A 23,230-nucleotide genomic window follows, 5' to 3' on the forward strand; every position below is an offset into this window, starting at 1 on the left:
CCGGTGCGCCTGGCTCCATTCTCCGATCCCGACGGCAATGAACTGTACTTCTGCGAATACAAACCACAGGATGAATCATGACCACTCTGCGACGCATGAAATTGTGCGCGGCACTTCTGCTGGCGCCGCTTCTATCCGGCTGTGCAAAGACGGAGCCACCGATGGAGCAGCTTGACTTGCTCTACGCCGATTACTGGGAAGACCGCATGGCCCGTAATCCGACGTGGGCGACCTACGAAGGCGATCATCGTTTCGACAGTCTGCTCGAAGATGTGTCGCCTGCGGCAGTCGAGGACGAACGTCTGGCGCTGCAGGAATTCCGCAAACGCCTCGATGGCATTCGCACCAAGGGCGGGGTCGCCTCCGGCGACCTGAATGTCGAACTCTTCGAGCGCGAGATCGATCTCGCATTGGAGGACATGCGCTGGAAACGGCACCTGATGCCCGTGTCGCAGCAAAACGGTGTGCACATTTCCTTTCCGGAGCTGATCACCTTCCACCCATTCGAAACACCGGCCGACTGCGAAAACTTCATCCGTCGGCTGCGCGCGTTTCCGGCCCTCGTCGATCAGACGATCGCCAACATGCGGTCCGGCATGGCCGAAGGATTGGTGCCGGCGCGCGTGATCATGGAGAAAACCGTGCCGCAGATCGAAGCGCAGATCGTCGATGACCCCAACGACAGCCCGCTGGCCGGTGCACTCGCAGAGATCGATTCGTCGATTGTCGCCGATGACAGACAGGGTATCGCCGACGACATCCTGGCGGCCATCAACGATGACGTCGTCCCCGCGTATCGCAAGCTCGGCGCATTCGTGCGCGATGAGTACCTGCCTGCCTGCCGCGATTCGGTCGGCTGCCATGCATTGCCGGACGGTCGCGAACGGTATGCGTACTTCGCGCGCCGATACACAACGACGAATCTGACGCCCAATGAGATCTTCGAGATCGGACAGCGGGAAGTCGCCTCGATTCGTAGGCAGATGGAGGCGATCAAGGACTCGACCGGATTCCGTGGATCGCTTCCGGAGTTCATTGCCCATCTGAAATCCGACCCGACGATGTTTTTCGAGGACAAGGACTCGCTGGTCTCCGGATTCAAGTCGATCCTCGCAGAGATGGACGGCAAACTCCCCGAACTCTTCGGCCGACTGCCGAAAGCCCCCTACGACTTTCGCGAGATCGAAGAGTTCCGCGCGGCATCCGCGCCGGCCGCCTACTACTACAGCGCGCCGGAGGATCGTTCGCGCCCGGGGTACTTCTACATCAACACGTATCAGCCGCGCACACGCCCGAAGTACACGATGCAGGCGCTCGCCTTCCATGAGGCGGTGCCGGGCCACCATCTGCAAATCGCTATCCAACAGGAATTGGAAGACTTGCCGAAATTCCGCAAGCAGGGCGGATACACGGCGTTTGTCGAGGGATGGGGACTCTATTCGGAGCGATTGCCCAAGGAAGTCGGTTTCTATGGCGACTGGTACTCGGAGTTTGGACGTCTGACCTTCGAAGCATGGCGCGCGGTTCGTCTGGTGGTCGACGTCGGTATCCACGACAAGGGGTGGTCGCGCGAGCAGGCGATCGCGTTTTGTCGCGCCAATACCGCGCTGACGGATCATGACATCGAGTCGGAAATCGAACGCTACATCGCCTGGCCGGGACAGGCGCTGGCGTACAAGATCGGCCAGTTAAAGATTCTCGAGCTACGACAGAGGGCCAGGGACACGCTCGGTGCGCGATTCGACATTCGCACGTTCCACGATGAGTTGCTCAGCGATGGCGCATTGCCGTTGGATCTGCTGGAGGCAAAGATGAGTCGCTGGCTGCAGCGCCAGGTTGAAAGCACGTAGTGCCGCACCAGGCGTCCACGGAAGAGACGACCGGGGCGGCCGCGACGGCCGCCCTTTCTCATTCGCCCGCGCAGCCCGCCGGTGTCTCGACGCTGGTGGGCGTGATTTTTGTCCTGGCGGCGATCACATCCTGGGGCGCGAATTTCCCGTACACGAAAATCGTCCTGGCCAAGCTCTCATCGCCGGTCTTTCTGGTTTTGCGCTTTGGCATAGGGGCGATCACGCTGACGCTGTTATCGTTTGCGACACGACGCACCCAACGCCCTGCGCGCAAGGACTGGGGCATCATCCTCGGCGCGGCCCTTGTCGGAATCGTTCTGCATCAATGGACACAATTGACCGGGCTGCGCTTCACCTCGGCCACGAACACCGGTTGGATACTGACGCTCATTCCGCCCGTCACGGGTCTGATGGCATGGAGCTTTTTGCGCGAGCGCGTCACAAAGCGTCAACTGACCGGGCTGGCGATTGCGCTGATCGGCGTGACGCTCTTCATAGCGAGGGGACAATGGCAATCATTGTCGATGATCGGCAACCGGGGCGATCTGCTGGTGTTTCTCTCGGTGTTCACGTGGTCGGGATACACGGTCATGACGCGCGCGCGGCTGTCGCACTATGACCCGCTGCCGCTGACGGCGCTTCACATGACCCTGGGCTTTGTCGCGTTTTTGGCCGTGGGGGCCGGGAATCTGCCCGAACAAATCGGTCGGTTGACGATGCGCGAGTGGGTCATCGTCGCCGCCATTGGCCTCGTCCCCTCGGGGCTGGCGTATTACTGGTGGAATGCGGGATTGGCCCGATTGGGATCGTTGAACACGAGCATGTTCATCTTCATCGAAGCAGTGGTTGCCTCGGCGGCCGGATGGGTCCTCTTGGGCGAACAGTTCACGCGTTCGATGGCGATCTGGGCGATTGTGATTTTTGTCGGAGTGGCGATCGCGCAGACGCAACGGACAGGATTATCCCCGTCTGCCCGGAATGACCGTGCCGCGTGATGGGACGCGCGTCACTTCAGCAACAACACCTTTCGCACGACGTGATCGTCACCGACACTGATGCGAACGAAGTAAACACCCGACGGCGCCGGGGCGCCGTGAGAGTCCGCGCCCTGCCACGTCAGGTGCTGCGTGCCCGAACCCTGGTAGCCGTCGACCAGCGTTGCCACAAACCGTCCGAGCACATCATAGACTTCGGCCGAAACGGACCCCGGGGCGCTCAATTCGTATGGGACTGTCATCGCCGCGTTGAAGGGATTGGGTCTTCCCTCGCCAACGCGGATGCGGGCGCGCTTGTCTCTTGTTTCCTCATGGGGAGCGGCAATCGCAGGAACTGGGCCGCTGAAGAGAATTACGCAGTCGGAGCCCTCAACAGGCAGGCCCCCCTTGGTCGTTCCCGTCAACGGCAATGAGCGTTGCTCACCATCGTCAAAGTCGCCGATGGCCGCAAACAACGCGCTGCGTTCGAATCCTAAGATCAGGTCGGTGTCGCCGTCAGAGAGTGTGTCGCCACAGGGGCAGCGCCCGGCTTCAGCGGGGACCGGACCACCACGATCGTCGAGAACGACGGACTGCGCACCGACACCGGCCAGCAGCAGTGACGCAAAGTTCAGCTCTGTTACGTCGAAACCCGGCCTGCCCCACACCGCAGCGCGTACGAGGTCGGGCCCGTATGCAATCGACGTGGAACGCGGTGCTATGATCCCTGCATCGGGATGCTGATTGAGATGATTCGGACAGTCTCCAGGCAGCAGGTCCAAATCGGCCCGCGCAGGAACCGAGAACCCGAAGACATACAAAGCCCGTGCCAGACGCGCACTTTCCTTAAGGTCGGCGACGGATGCGATCCCGTCCGCCCCTTGGCCGACCAACACCGCATAGTCGATGCGCTGTTGATCTCCCGGCGCCATGTCGAATGGTCCGACCGTCACCATCATGCGCCGATCTGAGGGGTTGGTGTCGATCCAGCCGGTGCCCGCTACCGGATCGCCGCTGTAGATAAACGGCGTTTCCTCGCCGGCAAACGGATCGTACTGCGGCTCGCCGTTGCGGTTGTATCCCTGCATCAGGTCGACGGCGACAACATCGCTGTGCGGGTCCTGACCGTTGCGGTACGTGTTGAGAGCCGCCAACGGCGGACCATCGAGAATCTGGATGCCGACAGCAGGCGGCGACGCCCCATAGACAGCATCGTCGCCGTCGTTGTAAGTGTATCCCATCGCCAGTTCACTGTCGCAGCCGAACAAGTCATCGGCGCCGTTGCCGATATCGGCATCCGCCCAGAGTGTCGCATGCGTCCGGATCAACGTGCTGTCTCCCTTGTTGATCAGAATCAGTCGTCCAAAAATCATGCGCCCGATGCGTCCGGCGCGGCCAAACCCCCAGACCGTCGACTGTACCTCCAGGCCCAGCATTCGTGTCGGGCCGCTGCCGGTACCGCTGCTGCGGCGCGACGGATCGGTGTCATTGAACACCGACCAAAGAGTCTGATCGCCCAATATCAGCGGCGCTAGATGCCCGTCGCCGTCGAGCACCGGAAAACTGTCTGCGTCGACGAGCATCGGCGCGCCATCGTGAGACGGCCACTCGGCATAGTCGGGATTGTTCCCGTGCGTGTCGCCGCGATTGATCTTGTAGACGCGAAAGCTGTCGTTGTCCGTCAGAAACGTACCATTCTGCATCGGTCCCGGCGCGTAGTCGAATCCGTAATCGGCGGCCGAGACGACCACGCTTTTCCCGACCAACGCCTCGAGCCACAATCCGCCGGCAAACATGACCGGCATCGCGGTTCCACGCGGGAAGAACATCCCATACCCCCCGGCGCCGAACACGCCGGTCGGGTCGAATCCAAACGATCCGACATTCGAGACGGCCATCAGGAGTTCGTTCGCGTCGAAGGCGGTCGACAGATCGGCCGTCTTCGGATGCGGCGATCGTGTGTCCGAATCGGGCGCAGCGGCGCCGGCGATCACAGGCATTATGACCGCAGCCGCAAGGCCCAGACAGAACAATCGTGGAGGCGTCATGATTTCTCGCGTTCCCGCGCGAGGGAAATCGGACCGCAGTTATTCGCACCCGGTCGGGTACGGATTACAGTCGCAAGGATTGCAGAACGCCGCCGTGCCGTTACGGAAGGCGACATCGACGAGTTGCGTGACATCATGCACCGTGACCACGCCGTCACAGTTGACATCGGCACGCCCGCCCGGATCGTGCGGACACTCAGGATCGAGGATTGTCGTGCCGTTGCGGAAGGCGACATCGACCGCCAACGCCACATCAAAAACATCGGTCACACCGTTCGGGTAAGGATCGCCGTGACGCACGCAGCCGATCTGATCGGGATCGTAGAAGTAGGGACAGACGTCCTGAAAGTCGAACACCCCGTCCCCATCGGAATCGGTCGCCGCCGTAAACGTCACCGTACCGTCGGACCAATCGCCGACCGTGGTGCCGCCGTCGGTGCACGCGCCGTAGACATAATATGTCCCGGCAGGAAACTCCGCGGAATTGACGACATGGAACCCCTGTGCACCGGGAACGAAGATTCCGTTTTCCAGCATCACTTCATTGCCGTCGAGCGTGGCGGCGGCGTTGACATACACCGTCACCCAGGTCGAATCCGCTTCGCTGTCGATGACGGTCCAGGTCGCGGTATACGTTTCGAAGCCGTGAATCCGTTCGACGTCCCCGGTGGGCGGATCGATCATCGTGATTACCGGCGGCGTATTGGACGGCGGATCGACGGTCAGCGAATACAACGGGTTGGTGGCGCCGTTGAATCCGTAGGCACGGATGATGTACCACCCCTCGGCGCGGCCGTTCATCGAGATCGTCTCGCTGTTGGTCACCCCGGTGGATTGCGACAGGACCTGGCCGGCGGCATTCAGCAACTGCATGTCCAAATCACCCATCGCGTGCTGGAAGTTGATGCGCACGAAGTCGGATCCGGTCCCGGTGTGATTGGAATAGAACTGAAAGTAATCGTCGTTGCCCGGCTCGTGGATCGACAAGTCATAAACCGTGATCTGCGGATCGCACGGTCCGAGGTTGGGGCTGTTCGGCTGTCCCGGCGGCCGGGCCGCCAGCGATCCGACATTGTCATTGGGTTCATAGGAGTCGGGCAAGAGCCCATTCGTTCCAATGACCACTTTGATGCGCGCGATGTTGTTGGTCTCGTCGGACTCAACGACGCTGTTGTCGGGGTCGACCTCCGATTCGAGCCAATACACGCCTTCGGGGATGTCAGTGATGTCGATGTTTTGATTGGCGAGTGTTTTGGTGTAGACGTCAATCCAGCCGACGGAGATTCCCTGCACGAGATTGTCGCAGGTGAAGAACTCGCCGGCGGGATTGTAATTGGGCAGCGTGTTGTCGTAGACCGACAAATCCGCGAGGCAGAAGCTGGTCTTCTCGCTTTCGCCTAGCACGTCGCCGACACCATTGCCCGGAAGCACGACCCGCAGGCGATAGGCGCTCCATCCCTCGAAATGCGTGTGGCTGTGTCCCGGATGATAGACGAAGACTCCGGCCAGCGTGTCGTAGTAGCTGCCGTCGCTGCGGAAAATACGCTGATTGACCGTGATGCCCTCGACGGTCGGCGGCCAGACCCCGCGCAACATGAGCTTCCCCGCGCCGATGTTGGCGGTGCCGTTGTTGAGGCGCAGGTGCGTCCGACCAGGGATGATGTTGGTGGAGATGTCGTTGTTGTAGAGGTCCGATTCGCGCACGATGATATCGGGCAACAAATCGACGACCTGAGCTTCAGAATCGGAAGGGGTCAGCCCCACGGCCAAGGCCAGCGTCATGACCCGACGAACAATCCTTATGGCGTGCGACCGTCTGCGATGCATCTTAGGAACCCGACAATGCTGTCTCTGAATTGGAAAAGGAAACGTACGCCCCGATCTCTTCACACCATGCCAAGATAACAATTTTGCGTCCTTTGACAATGATCGGCATCGCGATGGGGCAGACGCGCCGAACCAATCCGATTCTTCCGATCCCAAAGCTGATGCCCCCAAACGGGTTACTCTGGAGGCGTCAACGGCCTACGGAGCGGATCGGGACTGTCAAAAGCTCACAGGCAACCACTGGCAGTGACCATCGCCATTGATCCGTTCGCGTATCTGTGATACTGTGCACGTGCCCGACCGCATCGGATCCAGACACATGGTGCACCCCAAACACCGACTTGTCCGGCTCGCCGTCAATCACCCTCGCATGGTGATCGGCGTTGCGGTCGTCATCACGATCCTGCTGGCCATCCCGATTCCCTTTGCCGTCATCGACACCGATCCGGAAAACATGCTGGCCGCCGATGAGCCGGTGCGCCTGGCACATCATCGGATCAAGGAGGAATTCGACCTCTCCGACTTTCTCGTGTTGGGCTTTGTCGACGACAAGGAGCTGCTGACACCGGTATTTAACGACAAACTGGCAGCTCTGGTGACGGTCATCGAGGAGATGGAGGGCGTCGTGGTCGGCGATGTCTGGGCGCCATCGACGCTGGACGACATTTACCGAACGCCCGACAGTATGCTGGTCGTCGGCCCTTTGATGCAGGATCGCCAGGGTTGGGGCTCCCACCAGCCGTCGCCGGCCGAGAAGATCCGGCAAAACCCGATCCTTCGGGGCAAAGTCGCCTCCGACGACGGTCTGGCGGCCGCGGTCTATATCCCGCTGGAGTCGAAATCGTACGCGCACGATGTCGCCGAACACATCCATGAATGGATCACGGCAGACAGCGGATTTCCCGCATTCCATCTCGCCGGTCTGCCGGTCGCCGAGGAAACGTTCGGCAAACAGATGTTTCGCCAAATGGGCATCGCCGCTCCGGCCGCCGGTCTGCTGATCTTCCTGCTGATGCTGGTTTTCTTCCGCCGCCTCTCGGTCGTGGCCGCCCCGATGATCGTCGCCATGATGACGGTCATCTGGACGATGGGGCTGTTGGTCGCCGCCGGATTCACCCTGCACATCATGAGTTCGATGATCCCGATTTTTCTGATGCCGATCGCGGTGCTCGATTCGATTCACCTCCTCTCGGAATTCCACGACCGCTACCAAAGATCCACGGGCGCCGGCGATGCCATTACCGGGACGATGAATGAATTGTATTCACCGATGTTGCTGACCTCTTTGACCACCTTTGTGGGATTTGTCTCGCTGGTCAGCGCGCCGATCCCGCCGGTGCGCGTCTTCGGCGTTTTCGTCGCGCTGGGTGTGGCGATTGCGTTCGTACTGACAGTCACATTCAACACGGCCTATGCAATTCTGCTGCCGTCGCGCACGCTGACCAACTTCGGCCGCCAGGACGAAGGCGGATCCCTCCTGGGACGAGTGCTCCCGCGCGTGGGGCGGCTGGCGATGCGCGCGCGCCATGCGGTGCTGATCGGTTCGGCCGCACTGATCGCGCTCGCCTTCATAGGCATCACCCGCATTGAAATTAACGACAACCCGACCAAGTGGTTTAAGCCGTCGCATCCGATCCGGATCGCCGACGATCAACTGGGCCGGCACCTGGCAGGACCGTATCTGGCGTACCTGGAATTCGACGCGACCGACACCCCCGCAGGGACCGTCAAGGATGCGGCCGTGCTGCGGCAGATGGAGGGACTGCAGCGGCGACTGGACCAGATGCCGCAGGTCGGCAGCACGACCGGGATCACCGATATCGTCAAGAAAGTCCGCTACGAATTGAAAAACGGCGATTCCGCTTATTACGCGATCCCCGACGGCTCCGATGAAATCGCGCAAGAGCTGTTTCTCTACGAAGCCGCCGGGGGCGATCCCGGCGATCTCTTCAAGTTCATCACCCCCGATGGCGCCAAGGCGGCGCTCTGGGTGCAGATGCGCGACGGCGACAATCGCTCGGTGCGGGCGGTGGTCGACGCGGCCGCTCAGTTCAACGCGCAATCCCCGCCTCCTGCCGGGCTCGATTTTGCCTGGGGCGGACTCAGCTATGTCAACGTGATCTGGCAGGAGAAGATGGTCTCCGGCATGCGCAACGCGCTGCTGGGCTCGTTCGCCGTTGTGCTGATCATGATGATCCTGTTGTTGCGCTCCGTATCGCTCGGTCTGATCTCGATGGTGCCGTTGTCGCTGACCATTACGGTTGTCTACGGTGCGATCGGCTGGATCGGCAAGCCGTACGACATGCCGATCGCGATCCTTTCGTCGCTGACATTGGGGCTCTCGATCGACTTTGCGATCCACTTTCTCAAACGCGGGCAGGATTTGTTTGCGCAAAACGGTTCTCTGCGCGCCACGCTCGAAGCCCTGTTCGAAGAACCGGCGCGCGCCATCGCGCGCAATATCTTCGTTATCGCTTTGGGATTTGTCCCGCTGCTGTTTTCCGACCTGGTGCCGTATGTCACTGTCGGTACGTTTTTTCTGCTGATCATGTTCCTGTCGGGTTTTGCCACGTTTCTGATTCTTCCGGCGTTGATGATGTTGCGCCGACGGCGCGGCTTCGCCTCCTGGGGACAATCCGTCGAATCGGCCGGCCGACCGGCAGCGGCCTCCGATCCGGTCATCGAGGAGGTCTCATCATGAGATACCGGATTCTCACTTTACTCGCGCTGCTTCTGCTGAATGCACCGGCATACGCTGTCGATGCCGACTCGCTGATGGCGCAGTCGCACCAGGCATATTATTACGCCGCCGATGGCGGTCAGGCGCGTGTCACCATGACGTTGACCGACAAGAAGGGGAACACGCGCATTCGCGAGTTTTGGATGCTGCGCCGCGATGTTGCCGATATGGGCGATCAGCGCTACTATACATACTTTCTCCAGCCCGCCGATGTCCGCCGCACCGCCTTTCTCGTGCACAAGAACGCCGCAGGCAATGACGACCGGTGGCTGTATGTCCCGGCGCTCGACCTGGTCAAACGCATCGCCGCCGATGACCGGCGCACGTCGTTTGTCGGATCGGAATTCACTTATGAGGACGTCTCCGGGCGATTGCCGACATTGGACGCTCACACGTTGATCGGCGCCGACACACTGATGGGACATCACGCGCGAAAGATCAAGGCCGTGCCGAAGGATCCCGGCACGGCGGACTACGCCTATCGAATTGTCTGGGTCGATGACTCGACGATGCTGCCATTGCAGGAGGAATACTTCGACGGCAGGGACGCGCTGACACGGCGCTTCACGGTCGGCAAGATCGAGACGATCGACGGCTTCCCCACTGCGACCGAACGCACGATGGAGGATCTCAAAAACGGACGCAAGACGATGATCTCGTTTGACAATATCAGCTATACGACGATCCTGAAAGCCGACGACTTCAGTGAGCGGCTGTTGAAGAACCCACCAGCCGAGTATACGCGATAGTAGATGCGACCGACCATCGGCATCATTGTATCCTCTGCTGTGATGTGCACAACAGCGCCGATTGTGATGGCGCAGCCTCAGTTGGGAGGATTCGTCGAGACGATTCAGGCGGTTCGAGTCGAATTCAATCGGGCACTGGACCCAAGCCGCGACTTTCTCGATTGGGATCATCCGCGCAGTGAAATTAGAAGCCAGCTTTCTATGCGCGATTCCCGCGAGCGCTCAGACATCTTCGTTCGCATTGACGTTATCGGCGACAATACCCAGAATTCTTCGTTTGTGACCAGCGTCGACTTGCGCGAAGCTTTCATTCTACTCCGTGCGGCTCGTTGGCTCGATATCAAAGCAGGGCAGCAGGTCGCGACTTGGGGTACCGGCGATCTCGTATTCGCCAACGACCTATTCCCCAAGGACTGGGTTGCGTTCTTCGTCGGCCTGGATGACTCCTACCTTAAGCGACCGCAGAGTCTGCTGAGAATAAGCATCTACAGCGGCCGCACGACCTTCGAGTGGGCCGTATCGCCACGCTTCACGCAGGACAGAATCGAAGACCCGGACCGAATCTCACTGTATGACCCTCTTGCGCAGACGACTGTGGAGAGTGGCGTCAGCCGCTTTGTCACAGGACATGCGGAAACAGCAGCCCGGTTCGCGGGCCGTATTGGTGATTCCGAATGGGCACTGTACGGTTACTGGGGCCACTGGCCGGTGCCGGTCGGGGTCCAGTTTGATCAGGACAGCGCCTGGCTATACCATCCCGAACTCGCTGCATGGGGTGCCAGTATTCGTCTTCCACTGGGTTCGTTTCTCAGCCATGCCGAGTTTGCGTATTACCACTCGCTCGATGATCCACACGGGAACCATCCCTGGATCGCCAATTCCGAGCTTCGTGCCTTTGCCGGTACTGAGAAGAGTTTAGGGCGCGAATGGACTGCGGGCACCCAGTACTTCGTCATCTGGACGACGCCGGATAACCTGGCCGAGACAGATTCTCCCGGTGACGCGCCACGATTCGACGAGTTGCGCTCGACCGCTACCGTGCGGATCACCAAGTGGGCGATGCACCAAACGTTGATGCTCTCCGTGTTCGCATTCTGGGGAATCACCGACCAGGATTATCATGCGCGCCCACTCGTGACCTATCTGTTCAGTGACGCGGTCAGCGTATCAGTCGGCGCATCGATTATCGGCGGTGACGAGATTTACACGACGTTCGGACAGTACCAGGGCAACTCGAATGCCTTTGCCCGATTGCGCTTCAGTTTTTAAGGCTTGCCCTATCGTGAGTCTGGGAGGAAACACAGATGTCATTGGAACGGGTCATCCGCGCCATCGCCGGCACGTTCGTGCTGGCCAGTCTCGCCCTCGGCTGGTTTGTCAGCCCCTACTTTTTCCTGTTCACGGCCTTCGTCGGCGCCAACCTGCTGCAATCGGCATTTACCAAATGGTGCCTGATGGAGGACATCCTCAGGAAGACCGTCTTTACCGAACGACAAGGCGGCAACATCCCGGCCTGATGGGCGATACGACCGGATGTGATCGGCGTGCGGCAGACTGAGCCGCCGGGTTTAGCCGCGTGACGTGGTGACGGATGCGGGCCGACCGCCGTTGTCGGAGTGCAGGGCCGCGTGGATGGCGTTGGCCAGAGCGGGCAGCCGGACCGGTTTGGGCAAAAACTGACGCACGCCGAGATTGATCGCATCTTCGACGCGATCCCCGGACGCGTAACCCGACAGAACAATCGCCTTTTGTTGCGGATGTGTCCGACAGATGCGTGCATAAGTCTCGGCCCCGTCGATCCCGTCCATGATCATGTCCAAAATCAACAGATCGAATGACTGCCGGGCGGCCAGATCGACGGCTTCTTCGCCGCAGGTCGCCAGGGTGACGGTATAGCCGAGGCGCTCCAGCGCCGTGTGTGCGAGCCGGCGCTGCAAAGGATCGTCATCGGCGACGAGAATGTGTTCATTATGTCCATGCGGGATTTCGTCGGGGTCGTCGGCCGCCACATCGAGCGTGCGCTCCACGGGAAGATAGAGACGGAAGGTCGTGCCGACATGCGGCGTAGATTCGACATCGATGTATCCATCGTGATCATGGACGACCGAATGGACGACTGCCAGTCCCAATCCGCTGCCCCGCCGCTTGTCGCTTGACTTGGTCGTAAAAAACGGATCGAAGATCTTGTTGGTGATCCCCGGATCGATTCCGCCGCCGGTGTCCCCGACCGACCAGAGGACATACTCACCGGCGGGAATCAACTCATACCGCTGGACATCAGTGTCGAGATAGACCAATTCGGTTTTGAGCGTGAGTGTGCCGTCGTTACCCATCGCTTCATGCGCGTTTTGAATCAGATTGGCGATGACACGGGCCAGTTGTGCACGCCCGCCGCGCGCCGGCAACAGATCGCTTCCGAGTCGACAGTCGACCGTGATCGATTCGGGTATCTCCAGTGTCCGCAACGTCCGCTCGGTCAGGGCGTTCATGTCAACCGCTTCGATGTTGTAATGTCCGCGCCGCGAGAGGGTCAACAACTGCTGGTTGATCTCCGCCATTTGCGTGGCGGCGTCTTCGATGTCGCCCAACATGCGCGCGACGGGGCTGTCCGGCTCGATCTGCATGCGGATCAATTCCGGATAGGCCAGGACCGGCCCTAACAAATTGTTGAAATCGTGCGCGATTTGCCCGGCCAGTTGGCCCGCCGCCTCCAGACGACGCGCCCGGGACAGTTGCATCTCGGCCTCTTTGCGTTCGGTGACATCTTCGGAAATACCGGCCAGACGGTAGACACGACCCGACTCATCGTGAATGGGAAATGCGCGATCGTGAATCCACCGCTCGGTGCCGTCGGGGAGCCGGAGTCGGTATTCGATGTCGTAGTTGCCCGATTCCGCATCACGGACAAACGCCCGATACGCGCGGTCACGGTCATCGGGGTGTATGCTGTCGGCCCAACTGCGCGAGTCATCGTAGAGACTTTGGCAGGTCCGCCCCCAGACACGCTCATACGCCGGGCTGACATAGACGACGCGATTGTTCGACCAATCCGTGAGCCAGAAAACCTCGTCGATCGTCTCCGACATCTGGCGAAAGCGCTCTTCGCTGTCGCGCAGCGCACGCTGCGCGCGCATCGTGTCGGTGACGTCGGTGGCGCTGACCGTCAGCGCCACGACCCGTTCGCCCTGCCGGATCGGTCCGACCCGGCATGCGAAGTAGCGGACTCCCTCGCCGCCCGGTGTGTATGAACATTCATAAAAGTCGGGCTGGCCCGAATTCAGCACGCGCTGGTAACAGGCACGGGCGATCTCCGCATTGCGGTCATCGAGAAAGTCGGTAATCCTGCTCCCGATGACCTCCGACACCAACAGATCGGACACGGTACGATTGATGAAGACGATGCGAAACTCCGGATCAATGATGATCACGTAGTCTGCGGAGTTCTCGGCAATGCTGCGCCACTTCTGTTCGGAGTCGCTGAGCGCCTCGCGCGCGTGCTGGTGACGAATGGCGATCCCGGCCAGATGGCGGGCTGTCTCCAGCAGGCGTCGCTGAAACGCCGTTGGCTTTGCCGTGTGCGTGAACGTGATTCCGAACGTGGCGACGACCGATTGCGACTCGGAGAGAATCGGAATCGACCAGCACGCACGGATACCCAGTGCCTCGGCCTCCGCGCGCAGATCGTGCCAACGATCGTCGGTGCGGATGTCCTCGACAAAGACAGCCGTGCCGGTGTAAGCGGCCGCGCCGCACGAGCCGGACGCGGGTCCGGGGGTCAATGAGGCGAGCGCTGCGGTCATGGGCGGCGGCAGACTCGGACCGGCGTAGAGCTTAAGGTTTCGATCCTCCGGGTCCAACAACATGACCGAGCACAACGCACCCGGCATGACCCGCTCCACGTGGCGACACAGCGCGTTCAGGACATCAGCAAGCGATCCACTCATGGCAATGCGTTCAAGGATGCGCTGCTGCAGCTCGGAGAGCTGCTCGCTCTGTTTGCGCTCGGTGGCATCGACGGCGATCCCGACGGTACCGGTGATGCGGCCCTGATCGTTGCGCAACGGCTCGACGTGGGACTGGAAGATTCGCTCGTGCCAACCGATTTCCGCCGAGACGGATTCGCCGGTGAGCGCACGTCGGTGTGTTTCCAGCGCCTGTGAGACGGCTTCCGGCGCGCTGAACATACCGGCCACGCTCTGTCCGACAATCGACGTTGGGTCCAGCTTCAGTGTCCGCAGGGCCGCCCCGGTCACCGTCATCAGGTTTAACTGCCGATCGGTCGTCCAGAGGACGGCAGGAATTTGTTCGGTCGAAAGCCGAAGGCGGACCTCCCGTTCGCGCAACTCATCCTCGCTGCGCTTGCGTTCGAGCGCGTTGGCGATGATTTCGCCGACGATCCGTAGTAAGGCAATGTCATCCTCACCCCAATGTTTCTCGGTGCGCACCGAGTCGAATCCGACGAAGCCCACCAGCGTGTGGCGGCAGACCATCGGCACGCAGATCAGCGATTGGATGCCCCCCGATTCGAAAATAGCGCGCTCCGAGGAAGCGGCGGCGGGCAGATCGCGGACGCGCGGCACGTGCATCACGTCAAACGCGCGCATCCGTTCCATGCCCCACGGCAGGCTGGTCGCCGGCAGCCGCTGCAGTTCGTGCATCTGCGGCGGAATGCCGGGCGCGCACCATTCGTGCGTGTTGGTCATCGTCGACGCATCGCCCGAGAAGGAAAATACATAGGCGCGATCGACACCCGCGATCTCGCCGACCGCGCGCAGCGCATTGTTGATCCCCTCGTCCATCTGGCCAATCGGCATGTTGATGAATCGCGCCGAAATCATGGCGATCAGATTCAGCAGGCCGCGGTGGTGCCGCGATGCGGCCTCGTGCAGTTGCCGCTCCAACTCAGCCGACGCACGTTCGGCGAACAGCGTCAGCAGGGATCGTGCGGCTTCGCCGTCGCGGATGGGACGATGATCCGCTGCCGCCAGCAGCCCGATCGTGCGTCCGTCGGTCCCGATCAGCGGCACTGCCAGTAAGCTGTCCGCCTCCAGTTCCTGCATGAGCCGGCCGGAAGCCTGGCGTGACTTCAGTGACTGTGGATAGAATGCGACGGTGCGCCGCAGGATCGGTTCCAGCAATGTCCCACGCAGTTCGAAATCGAAGTTGTCACGAGACTGACCGTCGTGATAGACCGCCAGTGTCTGGGCGTACGAGAGTGAATCGTCCCGCATCCGCGCGACGACGACCGATGACACGCCCAGTGCGGATGCCAGCGAACGGACCAGCAAGCTGAAAAACTCTTCGCTGCTGGCTGCATTCGACGTACCGGCGATGACCCCCAGAACCCGTTCGTTCTGGTGCAAGACATTCCCGCTGGTTGCCGAATTGCTATCAGGCAAATGCGAATGATCGCACGCGCCGGACGCAGCTCCCTCACCCGTCGTAGCGCGTCGATCGGTCTCCTGATTTTCGAACATTAACCGAGGCATGGACGCTGTTCCGCACGCAGAGACGAACACGCGACGGCGAATACCCCGCCGTCGTTGATGCTCCCTTCAAGGATCGAATGAGCCCCTTTGTCCGCCCACACACTGCGAGGCTCCTTCATAGTTTTCGGCACCAACTTGGTGTGGTATTAACGGTTGGCGTCCGGTTGGGCCGCGCCCGTAACGCGTGCGGACGAATGACCTCTCGCAACCTACTTCATCCCGCAGGAATCCCGATTCCGATGGTCCCCTGACGATTTGCGAGCGACCGCCGCCAAGGCCCAGGCACTTATCGCTCGATGTAACCCGTTGTGCGGCATTCAGGTCGACTGATTCTGCAAGCGCCCAAGTCGCGGACGGACAGATTGTGGGGAATAATCCCAAGCTTCGTATGTTATTGCATTGAAGGTCGACCCTCCCCGACCGGCGGCAAGCTACGTTCGATTCCAGCGTGCACAGAGTTGACGTGAGGTCCAAGAGGCATCCGACGAAATGCGGGTTAGCGCTCAGGCGACTGCCGGCGGCAGCGAGTGCTCTGTTGGCGCTGGTAGCCCTCTTCTTGTTCCAGACCTGCGGGGGTGATGGAGCAATCGGGCCGGGACAGGGGACTGAACCCGCAAGCAATCTCTATATCCTCGACATTGCGTCGGGGTTTTCCCTGGCGGACGTCAGCGACTCAACCTGCCTGATCACAAGAACTGCGGAAGCGTCGGTCTTGTCCGCCGGCGACATCATTGCCAGCGGATCGGGATTGGGATTTCTCCGACGGATCACCGCGATCTCCGATACCGGGGGCGCGTGGTTTTGCGCGACGGAGCCGGCGTCGCTGACCGATGCGATCCGCAACGGCTCGTATCACGCGGCGCTCGCACTTCCCGTGTTTTCGGGCACCGATGAACTGCCGACAGAAATCGTTTCCGCCCGGCTTCTTGATCTTCATCCGGACATTCTGATGACGTCAGCAGGGCTGGATTTGACCGGTCTGAGCCCGCTGGGCGACGACAAGAGCACGCAGAGTGACCTGCGTCTGGTCGCGGGCGGCATACGCTTCGACCCGTCGCTCGACATTGCGGCGACGATCGACGACGGAACACTCAATGAGCTTTTGGCGTTGGCCGGAGGCAAAATCACCTTCTGGGCCGATGTCGTATGGGCGGCTGCAGGAGCGCACGAGCAAAGCGGAGAAATCCCATTAGCGGCGTTCGAGCATGTGTTGTCGCACCGTGTCGGGCCATTGCCCGTGGTATCGGTCGCAACGACGCGTCTGTTCCTGGAATACTCGGTGGCCGCCGTAAAACCCGACTCCGTGCGTTTTGGCCTGAGCACCAGCGCGACGCCGCTGGTCGGTGCCCGCACACGAAACGACAACTGGATCGAGGTGTGGAACCCGGTCCGGACGGTCGACGCGCACCCATTTATCTGGTACGAACGCGGCGGCCTCTCATGCCGTCTGGCGGTGCGGGCGGAGATGCAGGTCGCCTACTATGACCAGCCGCCCAGTCTGATCATGGACCTGACACCAACGACGTCGTTCAGCGGCACGATCGATGAGGGCGTACGATGGCGCTGGCGCTACGAAGGCGGCGTGCACGGCGGTGTCAATCTGGACGCGACCGCGCTGTCGCCGTCGATACCGGCGTTTGCAGCGGACTTTCAAGATGCGGAGGCGCAGATCGCCGCAGATTCCGGGCGTGTGATCGATACATGGCAGCGCTCGTTCGGCGGATCGGGACAGGATTGGGCCGAACAAGTCGTGCCGACTCCCGACGGCGGATACGTGATCGTCGGATCGACCGACTCGAAGGGTAACGGCAAGACCGATATCTACCTGATGAAGCTGAGCGCCGACGGCCAGATGGAGTGGGATCGCACAATCGGGGGCGCCGACGACGATTACGGATACTCGGTGGCGTCGGCCTCCGACGGCGGCTACATGGTCACCGGCGAAACACAGTCGTACGGAGGCGCCACGCAACTGGTCTACGTCGAACGCGTCGATGCGTTCGGGCAGAGGGTGTGGTACGGCTGGTGGGGCTGGCATGGGTCAGGACGCCGCGTCATTGCCACGCAGGACGGCGGCTGGATGATCACCGGCCTGGGGCGTCTGAAACTTCCGCAGACGCTGGGCTTGTACCTGTTAAAGCTCGACGACACCGGCTATCGCCAATGGGACACGTCGTACACGGACGTAACGATGGGCCACTCGGTCGTGCAGCTGTCCAACGGCGATTATGCCGTCACCGGATACGTCGATGCGCCCTATACCTACTCCGACCTGATGTTGCAGCGATTCGACTCACGCGGCCATCGGCTCTGGAGCCGGCGCTTCGGGGGAAACCGTCTTGAGGTCGGGGAGGATATCGTGACCACAAACGACGGTGATCTCGTGTTCGCCGGACACAGTCAGGTGCTGTATCAAAACAATACGATCGATTTTCTCTATCGCACGACCGGCGATGGCATCCTGCGTTGGTCGGGGTTTTCCGGAAACAGCGGAACATACTCCCACAAAACGGCACAGGCGGTTGCCATCGTTCCCGGCGAAGAATTTGTCATGGCGGGCTGGCAGAAGCTGGAAAGCAGTCTGGATCGCGATATTCACCTGGTGAAAGTCGACTACTTCGGCAAGCGGCTATGGGATGTTGCCCTCGGGGGACCCAACGACGACGAAGCCGCATCCGTGGCCGCGACGCTTGACGGCGGGTTGATAGTCGCCGGCAAGACCAAAACATCGTTGGGCGATCAGGACATTTATATCATCAAAGCCGACGACCGCGGCCAGGTCGGCGGCCCGATCACCGGTCCATAATCTCCCTGCCATCTCAAGCTCGCTCATCAACCAACGATCCTCAGACGCACGCGGTTGTTGCCGGAGGGAATGCCGCTTGTGTGCTTGCGCCCGAAAACGCATCGTGGCCGTGCGGGATGCTGATGACCAAGGCGAAACTCGACCAACTGCTCGAATCGAGCGATTCGGTTTACGCCGCCGGTTATTCCTCGCGCGGTCCCGATGATGCGCGCCTGGGTGACGTGATCGTCCTCGATACGCCGGATGCGGCTGCGTTGCGCGCGGACGAAGTTGTCGTGATCGGCTTTCCGCAGGATGAAGGGGTACGTCGCAACTTCGGACGTCCCGGCGCCGCCGCCGGACCCGATGCGATCCGTTCGCACTTTGCGCGCTTGGTCGCACCCCACGAAATCGGCACGATACGGGACTGGGGGAATGTCCGTTGCAACGATGACCTCGAAGCAACGCAGGCGGCCCTTGGCGCGGTTGTATCAGCCGTGCTCCGGGCCGAGGCATTTCCGCTGATCATCGGCGGCGGGCACGAAACCGCCTTCGGGCATTTCTTAGGTTACGCGGAGCTCAAGCGGCGCTGCGGTGTCGTCAATCTCGATGCGCATCTCGATGTCCGTCCGTTGCGCAACGGCAAGGCACACAGCGGCTCACCATTTCGCCAGATGGCCGAGAGTAAAGATTTTGCCCTGACACCCGGCGGCTACTTGTGCATCGGGGTTCAAGAACAGTCCAACAATGCGGCGGCGTTCGAGTTTATCAGGACCAGGCAGTTTCAATGGTTGAGTACAGGCGATGCGATGACCCGTGACATCGGCAGCGCCATTGATGCCTTCGCAGGCGCTCTCAGGCGGGCCGGCGCTTCGTTGATGATGTCGGTCGATCTGGATTGTGTCCGTCAGTCCGATTCGCCCGGTGTCTCGGCGCCCTCTCCGGTTGGCTTCACATCAGAGCGAATCATCGAATTGGCGCATCGGGTCATGCAGCATCCGGTTGCCAGTGTCGATATCTCCGAATGCAACCCAGCACTCGACCGCGACGGACAGACTGCGCGCCTGGCCGCACTGATCGCATACGAAATCATCCGATCCCGAAGTGAGAGCGGCAGGAGCAGACGTGGGTAGGCCGAACGATGCTCCGGTCGACTATCCGCTCGACGGCACGCTCGATCTGCACCAGTTTGCACGCGCAGAAATCGACTCAGTCGTACGCGAGTATATCGACGCGTGCCGTGCAAATGGTGTGTATCAACTGCGGATTGTTCACGGAAAAGGCAAGGGTGCCATTCGGAGTGTCGTACACGCGATCCTGGAGAAGCACCCGGCGGTCAGCAGATACCGTCATGAACACGCCAGCGGCGGCTCATGGGGCGCAACCATAGTCGACCTGAGACGTATGGAATGATATGCTGACCTTCATCATCTGGCTCTTCCTGCTGTTTCTGTGCTGGCCGATCGCGATTCTGGCCATCGTGCTGTACCCGATCGTCTGGCTGCTCATGCTGCCCTTTCGATTGATCGGCATCACGGTCGATGCGGTCTTTCAGTTGCTTCACACGCTGATCACCCTGCCGGCGCGGGTGCTGAGCCGTATCGGACACGGCCGGTAACGAACCATCATCGCTTTTGGGGAGAATCGTCAATGCCGAAGGACAATTCGACATCCCTGGACAACTCCGAATTCACTCTGACCGAAGTCGTGTTCCCGTATCAGGTCAATCACCTCGGCAGTCTATTTGGCGGGCACGCGCTGCAGTGGATGGATCAGGCCGCGTGGATTTGCGCGACACGATTCTCGCGCAAGACGGTCGTGACCATCGCTTCCGACCGGGTCGAGTTCAAAAAGCCGGTCCGCGAAGGGACGATCGTGCAGTTGAAGTCGCGTGTTCTGAAGGTCGGCAACACCTCCGTGACGGTCGGTGTCGAGATGCACGCCGAACATCCCCTTTCCGGCGAACGCTTTCTGGCGACCAGGGGCCAGTTTATCATGGTCGCCGTCGACGCCGACGGCCGTCCCACTGCGATTCGATCGTAAGCGTCCGCTGTTCGTGAGGTGCGACGGGCCTTGAGGCCCATGCAGTATCCGAGATGCGCGCAACTGCGATCCACGCTCAGAATACGGCGACAGACGGAGTCGTGAGGAATTCCAGGAACGCGCGCGACTCCGGCAGACTCGAGAGCATCCCCAGCGGGCTGTGCCCCGCGCCCTGATGAATGTGGAACACAAACTCCGGTGAGTTGCGTCCCAGCTTGACCATTGCCTGAATCAGCCGCTCCGTCTCGTCAACCGGGACGACGTCGTCGGCTGTGCCGTGATGCAGCATCAATCGCGGCAAGTCGGCCGCAAAGTGCAATGGCGAGCGTCTCAGCAGCCCCAGCCGTACATCCGCGACCGACAAGACCCCATCCGCCAATGGCGCAATCAACTGTTCGTTGAGCGACTGCACCCCCGGCAAGTCGCGCGGCTGCCCTTCCAGCGCCTCGATCACCAGGTCCTCGACGAATGGTCCCAGAAAATCGGTCGGACCGTAGTAGGAAACCACGGCGTCGATCTGCGGATTGCGAATCGCCATCAGCATGCCGACTGTGGCGCCACGGCTGAAACCCAGGACCCCGACACGCATTGGATCGGCCGCGTCGAACAACTCGGTCGCAGCGTGCACGAGCGCGAGTGCGTCGTCGACATCGCGATCCCACGGGCTGGCCTCGCCCTCCGATTGGTAATCGACATCGTCATAGCGGAGTCGTTCGCCGCGAAACGACGGCACCACAAACACGAATTGCTCCTGCAGATCATCGAGTGTCAGCGGCAGGTACTGCAGCAGGAAATCCAGATCGATCCCATTGTCGCCCTCGTGGGCATAGACGAGCATCGGCAGCGAATGCGGCGCGGCGCCCTCCGGCACGATCACCGCACCGTAGTGGAGAACATCGTCGACGCGGTGCGATACGATGTGAATCTGGAGCGTCCCTTGCCCGGCTGCCAGCGTGTTCCCCGCCACGATGGCGGCATCGACAGCCGACACATCGCGTTTGGCCCACTCCGCTTTGACCGCCTTCTTCTCGGACACGGTCGGGGCCGCGAAGAGCTCATCCAGATCGACGCCGGCAATGATGCGACCCGGACCACTGGGGGCATCCGACCCGCCGCACCCCAGCAGCATGGACATAAGCCATGCCGCCGCCGTGATGCGGATTCCCGAAAATCGCCTGTCACCCAATCCAGCCATGCTGTCCTGATAGATAAGATACGCGGTTTGCCCCCTCCTGTCACAAAGGACTGATTGATGTCAATAGTTTGAGCATGCGGCTCCTGAGCGGGGTGCGACTCCATCCCGACCGCCTGTCAAAATCTCGCGGACGGCATGATGTTTCCGTTGCGTTTCAACCGACGAGAGGTCATGGTATCGACGCTGATCAGCCAGCCACCGATGATAACTGCCCGAGGTTTCGCATGAACCCCAGCGCCCATTCAGACCGCCGACGAACCACAGCGTTAGCCGTCGTGCTGGTCGGCGTGCTGTGCGCCGCCACCGCGCAGGCGACCATCTTCTCCGGTCGGGTCGGGATCTCCAGCTACCTGTGGGAACGCAGCGAGACGGACACGACCGACACACGCCACCTCCAAAACACCGGCACACTCAGTCTCCAGTTGGCCCGTATCGGCGGGCGCGATCTGATGGTGACCACGTCGGTGCGCGGCCGCTATGACGCGCGCAATCGCGGCGACAATGTCGATGATTACCGGCTGTACAATCTGAACTTCCGCTGGCGTGACATCGGGGACGCCGTCGATCTGTCCGGTGGCCGCCACCGCATCAACTGGCCGACCGGAACAGTTCTCTTAGATGGCGGTTCAGCCGCAATCCATCCGTTCCGGCAGTTGACGCTCGAGGGATTCGTGGGAACCCACGCCCCCGAAGACGGGGTCGTCGACCAGACGGCCTGGGACGAGGGCCGCACGTACGGCGGGCAACTTCGGTATACGACAGGGGCGCTCGGCATCATCGCGGTGGCGTTTTCCGAATTGCACCGCGCCCGAGTTTACGAAGACATCGAGGTCGACGATCTGGCGGCGCGGCGGGTCGGGATCGATTGGCGGCGCACGATCCAACGATTTGGATCGCTGTATGGAAATCTCGTCTACGACGAACCGACGCGTCGCATCGGACGCGGCCATCTGTCGCTGCGTTGGCGCACCTCGCCGACGGTGTCGGTCCACGGACAGTTCCGGTATCGCCGCCCCAACATCGCCTATAACTCGATTATGTGGGTATTCAGCGATGCGGACTACTACGAGGGACGCATCCGATTCAATGTCCGTCTCAATAGCCACTGGACAGCCAACGCCGGTGGGGCGCTGGTCGATCTGGGGGACGATGACGCCCGCCGGTTCGATCTGGGTTTATCCCATCGTTACGGTTCGGCGATGCTGCATATTAAGGCCGGCGCATCGGGAAACACCCTCGGTCTCAGCGGGGAAACTCTGATTCCGCTCTCACCGAAATGGCTGTTGCGGGCGGGGACGAATTACGCAAGCTACGAACTCTACGAGGACCAGAATGAATCCAACTGGGCGGTGGCAACATGGGCCGGGGTCCGCTGGAGTGTCGCGCCCACGGCCAATGTCGATCTGGAAGCCCAACTCCTGTCCGAAAATATTACGACGCAGTCGGACTTTGCCGGTGATGAGTCGGATTTCCGCGTGATCGCGCGAGTGAGTTGGTGGTTCTTCAATCGTCTGGGGAATGGATCATAAG

General features: G+C 60.9%; 16 protein-coding genes. 12 read left to right on the plus strand and 4 right to left on the minus strand.

The features are described from left to right. Positions 1–77: 77 nt before the first annotated feature. Positions 78–1,850, plus strand: coding sequence for a DUF885 domain-containing protein (locus VGB22_06685; GenBank protein HEX9750950.1), 1,773 nt, complete (start codon positions 78–80; stop codon positions 1,848–1,850). Beyond that, positions 1,850–2,845, plus strand: a complete 996-nt coding sequence (locus VGB22_06690) for a DMT family transporter (protein HEX9750951.1) — start codon at positions 1,850–1,852, stop codon at positions 2,843–2,845. Before VGB22_06685 ends, VGB22_06690 begins: the two co-directional genes overlap by 1 nt. Before the next feature lie 11 nt (positions 2,846–2,856). Here VGB22_06690 and VGB22_06695 read toward each other — a convergent pair whose 3' ends face one another. After that, positions 2,857–4,872: a T9SS type A sorting domain-containing protein gene (locus VGB22_06695; protein ID HEX9750952.1), complete on the minus strand. Its 2,016-nt coding sequence runs from the start codon at positions 4,870–4,872 to the stop codon at positions 2,857–2,859. Between the two features lie 39 nt (positions 4,873–4,911). Further along, entirely contained in the window at positions 4,912–6,654 is a 1,743-nt protein-coding gene (locus tag VGB22_06700; GenBank protein ID HEX9750953.1) for a lysyl oxidase family protein, read from the minus strand. Between the two features lie 364 nt (positions 6,655–7,018). Between VGB22_06700 and VGB22_06705 the strand changes: the two genes are divergently transcribed. From VGB22_06705 to VGB22_06720, 4 genes are all read left to right on the plus strand, one after another. Continuing rightward, a complete protein-coding gene (locus VGB22_06705) occupies positions 7,019–9,400 on the plus strand; it encodes an MMPL family transporter (GenBank protein HEX9750954.1) in 2,382 nt (793 codons plus the stop codon). Beyond that, positions 9,397–10,188: an outer membrane lipoprotein-sorting protein gene (locus tag VGB22_06710; protein ID HEX9750955.1), complete on the plus strand. Its 792-nt coding sequence runs from the start codon at positions 9,397–9,399 to the stop codon at positions 10,186–10,188. Before VGB22_06705 ends, VGB22_06710 begins: the two co-directional genes overlap by 4 nt. 66 nt (positions 10,189–10,254) lie before the next feature. Next, on the plus strand, positions 10,255–11,457 hold the full coding sequence (locus tag VGB22_06715; GenBank protein ID HEX9750956.1) for a hypothetical protein: 1,203 nt from the start codon (positions 10,255–10,257) through the stop codon (positions 11,455–11,457). A gap of 35 nt (positions 11,458–11,492) precedes the next feature. Continuing rightward, complete coding sequence (locus tag VGB22_06720) at positions 11,493–11,705, plus strand: DUF2892 domain-containing protein (protein HEX9750957.1); 213 nt, start codon at positions 11,493–11,495, stop codon at positions 11,703–11,705. Between the two features lie 51 nt (positions 11,706–11,756). On the opposite strand, the gene VGB22_06725 is transcribed toward VGB22_06720, so the two are convergent. Beyond that, positions 11,757–15,587: a PAS domain S-box protein gene (locus tag VGB22_06725; GenBank protein HEX9750958.1), complete on the minus strand. Its 3,831-nt coding sequence runs from the start codon at positions 15,585–15,587 to the stop codon at positions 11,757–11,759. A gap of 625 nt (positions 15,588–16,212) precedes the next feature. Between VGB22_06725 and VGB22_06730 the strand changes: the two genes are divergently transcribed. From VGB22_06730 to VGB22_06750, 5 genes are all read left to right on the plus strand, one after another. After that, positions 16,213–18,483 carry a hypothetical protein gene (locus VGB22_06730; GenBank protein ID HEX9750959.1) on the plus strand — a complete coding sequence of 757 codons (2,271 nt, stop codon included), beginning with the start codon at positions 16,213–16,215 and terminating at the stop codon, positions 18,481–18,483. 122 nt (positions 18,484–18,605) lie between these two features. Next, positions 18,606–19,595 (plus strand): formimidoylglutamase, encoded by a 990-nt coding sequence (locus tag VGB22_06735; GenBank protein HEX9750960.1) that lies wholly within the window; start codon positions 18,606–18,608, stop codon positions 19,593–19,595. After that, positions 19,588–19,875 carry a Smr/MutS family protein gene (locus VGB22_06740; GenBank protein HEX9750961.1) on the plus strand — a complete coding sequence of 96 codons (288 nt, stop codon included), beginning with the start codon at positions 19,588–19,590 and terminating at the stop codon, positions 19,873–19,875. The genes VGB22_06735 and VGB22_06740 overlap by 8 nt, the downstream gene beginning before the upstream one ends. Position 19,876: 1 nt before the next feature. Next, positions 19,877–20,080: a hypothetical protein gene (locus VGB22_06745; protein ID HEX9750962.1), complete on the plus strand. Its 204-nt coding sequence runs from the start codon at positions 19,877–19,879 to the stop codon at positions 20,078–20,080. Positions 20,081–20,112: 32 nt separating this feature from the next. Beyond that, positions 20,113–20,505 (plus strand): acyl-CoA thioesterase, encoded by a 393-nt coding sequence (locus VGB22_06750; GenBank protein ID HEX9750963.1) that lies wholly within the window; start codon positions 20,113–20,115, stop codon positions 20,503–20,505. 76 nt (positions 20,506–20,581) lie between these two features. Here VGB22_06750 and VGB22_06755 read toward each other — a convergent pair whose 3' ends face one another. Continuing rightward, positions 20,582–21,700, minus strand: a complete 1,119-nt coding sequence (locus tag VGB22_06755) for a prolyl oligopeptidase family serine peptidase (GenBank protein ID HEX9750964.1) — start codon at positions 21,698–21,700, stop codon at positions 20,582–20,584. A gap of 224 nt (positions 21,701–21,924) precedes the next feature. Between VGB22_06755 and VGB22_06760 the strand changes: the two genes are divergently transcribed. Then, entirely contained in the window at positions 21,925–23,229 is a 1,305-nt protein-coding gene (locus VGB22_06760; protein ID HEX9750965.1) for a hypothetical protein, read from the plus strand. The last annotated feature ends 1 nt before the right edge of the window (position 23,230 follow it).

It is taken from the genome of Candidatus Zixiibacteriota bacterium, assembly GCA_036397555.1.
In the GTDB taxonomy this organism is placed as follows: Bacteria; Zixibacteria; MSB-5A5; order WJJR01; family WJJR01; genus DATKYL01.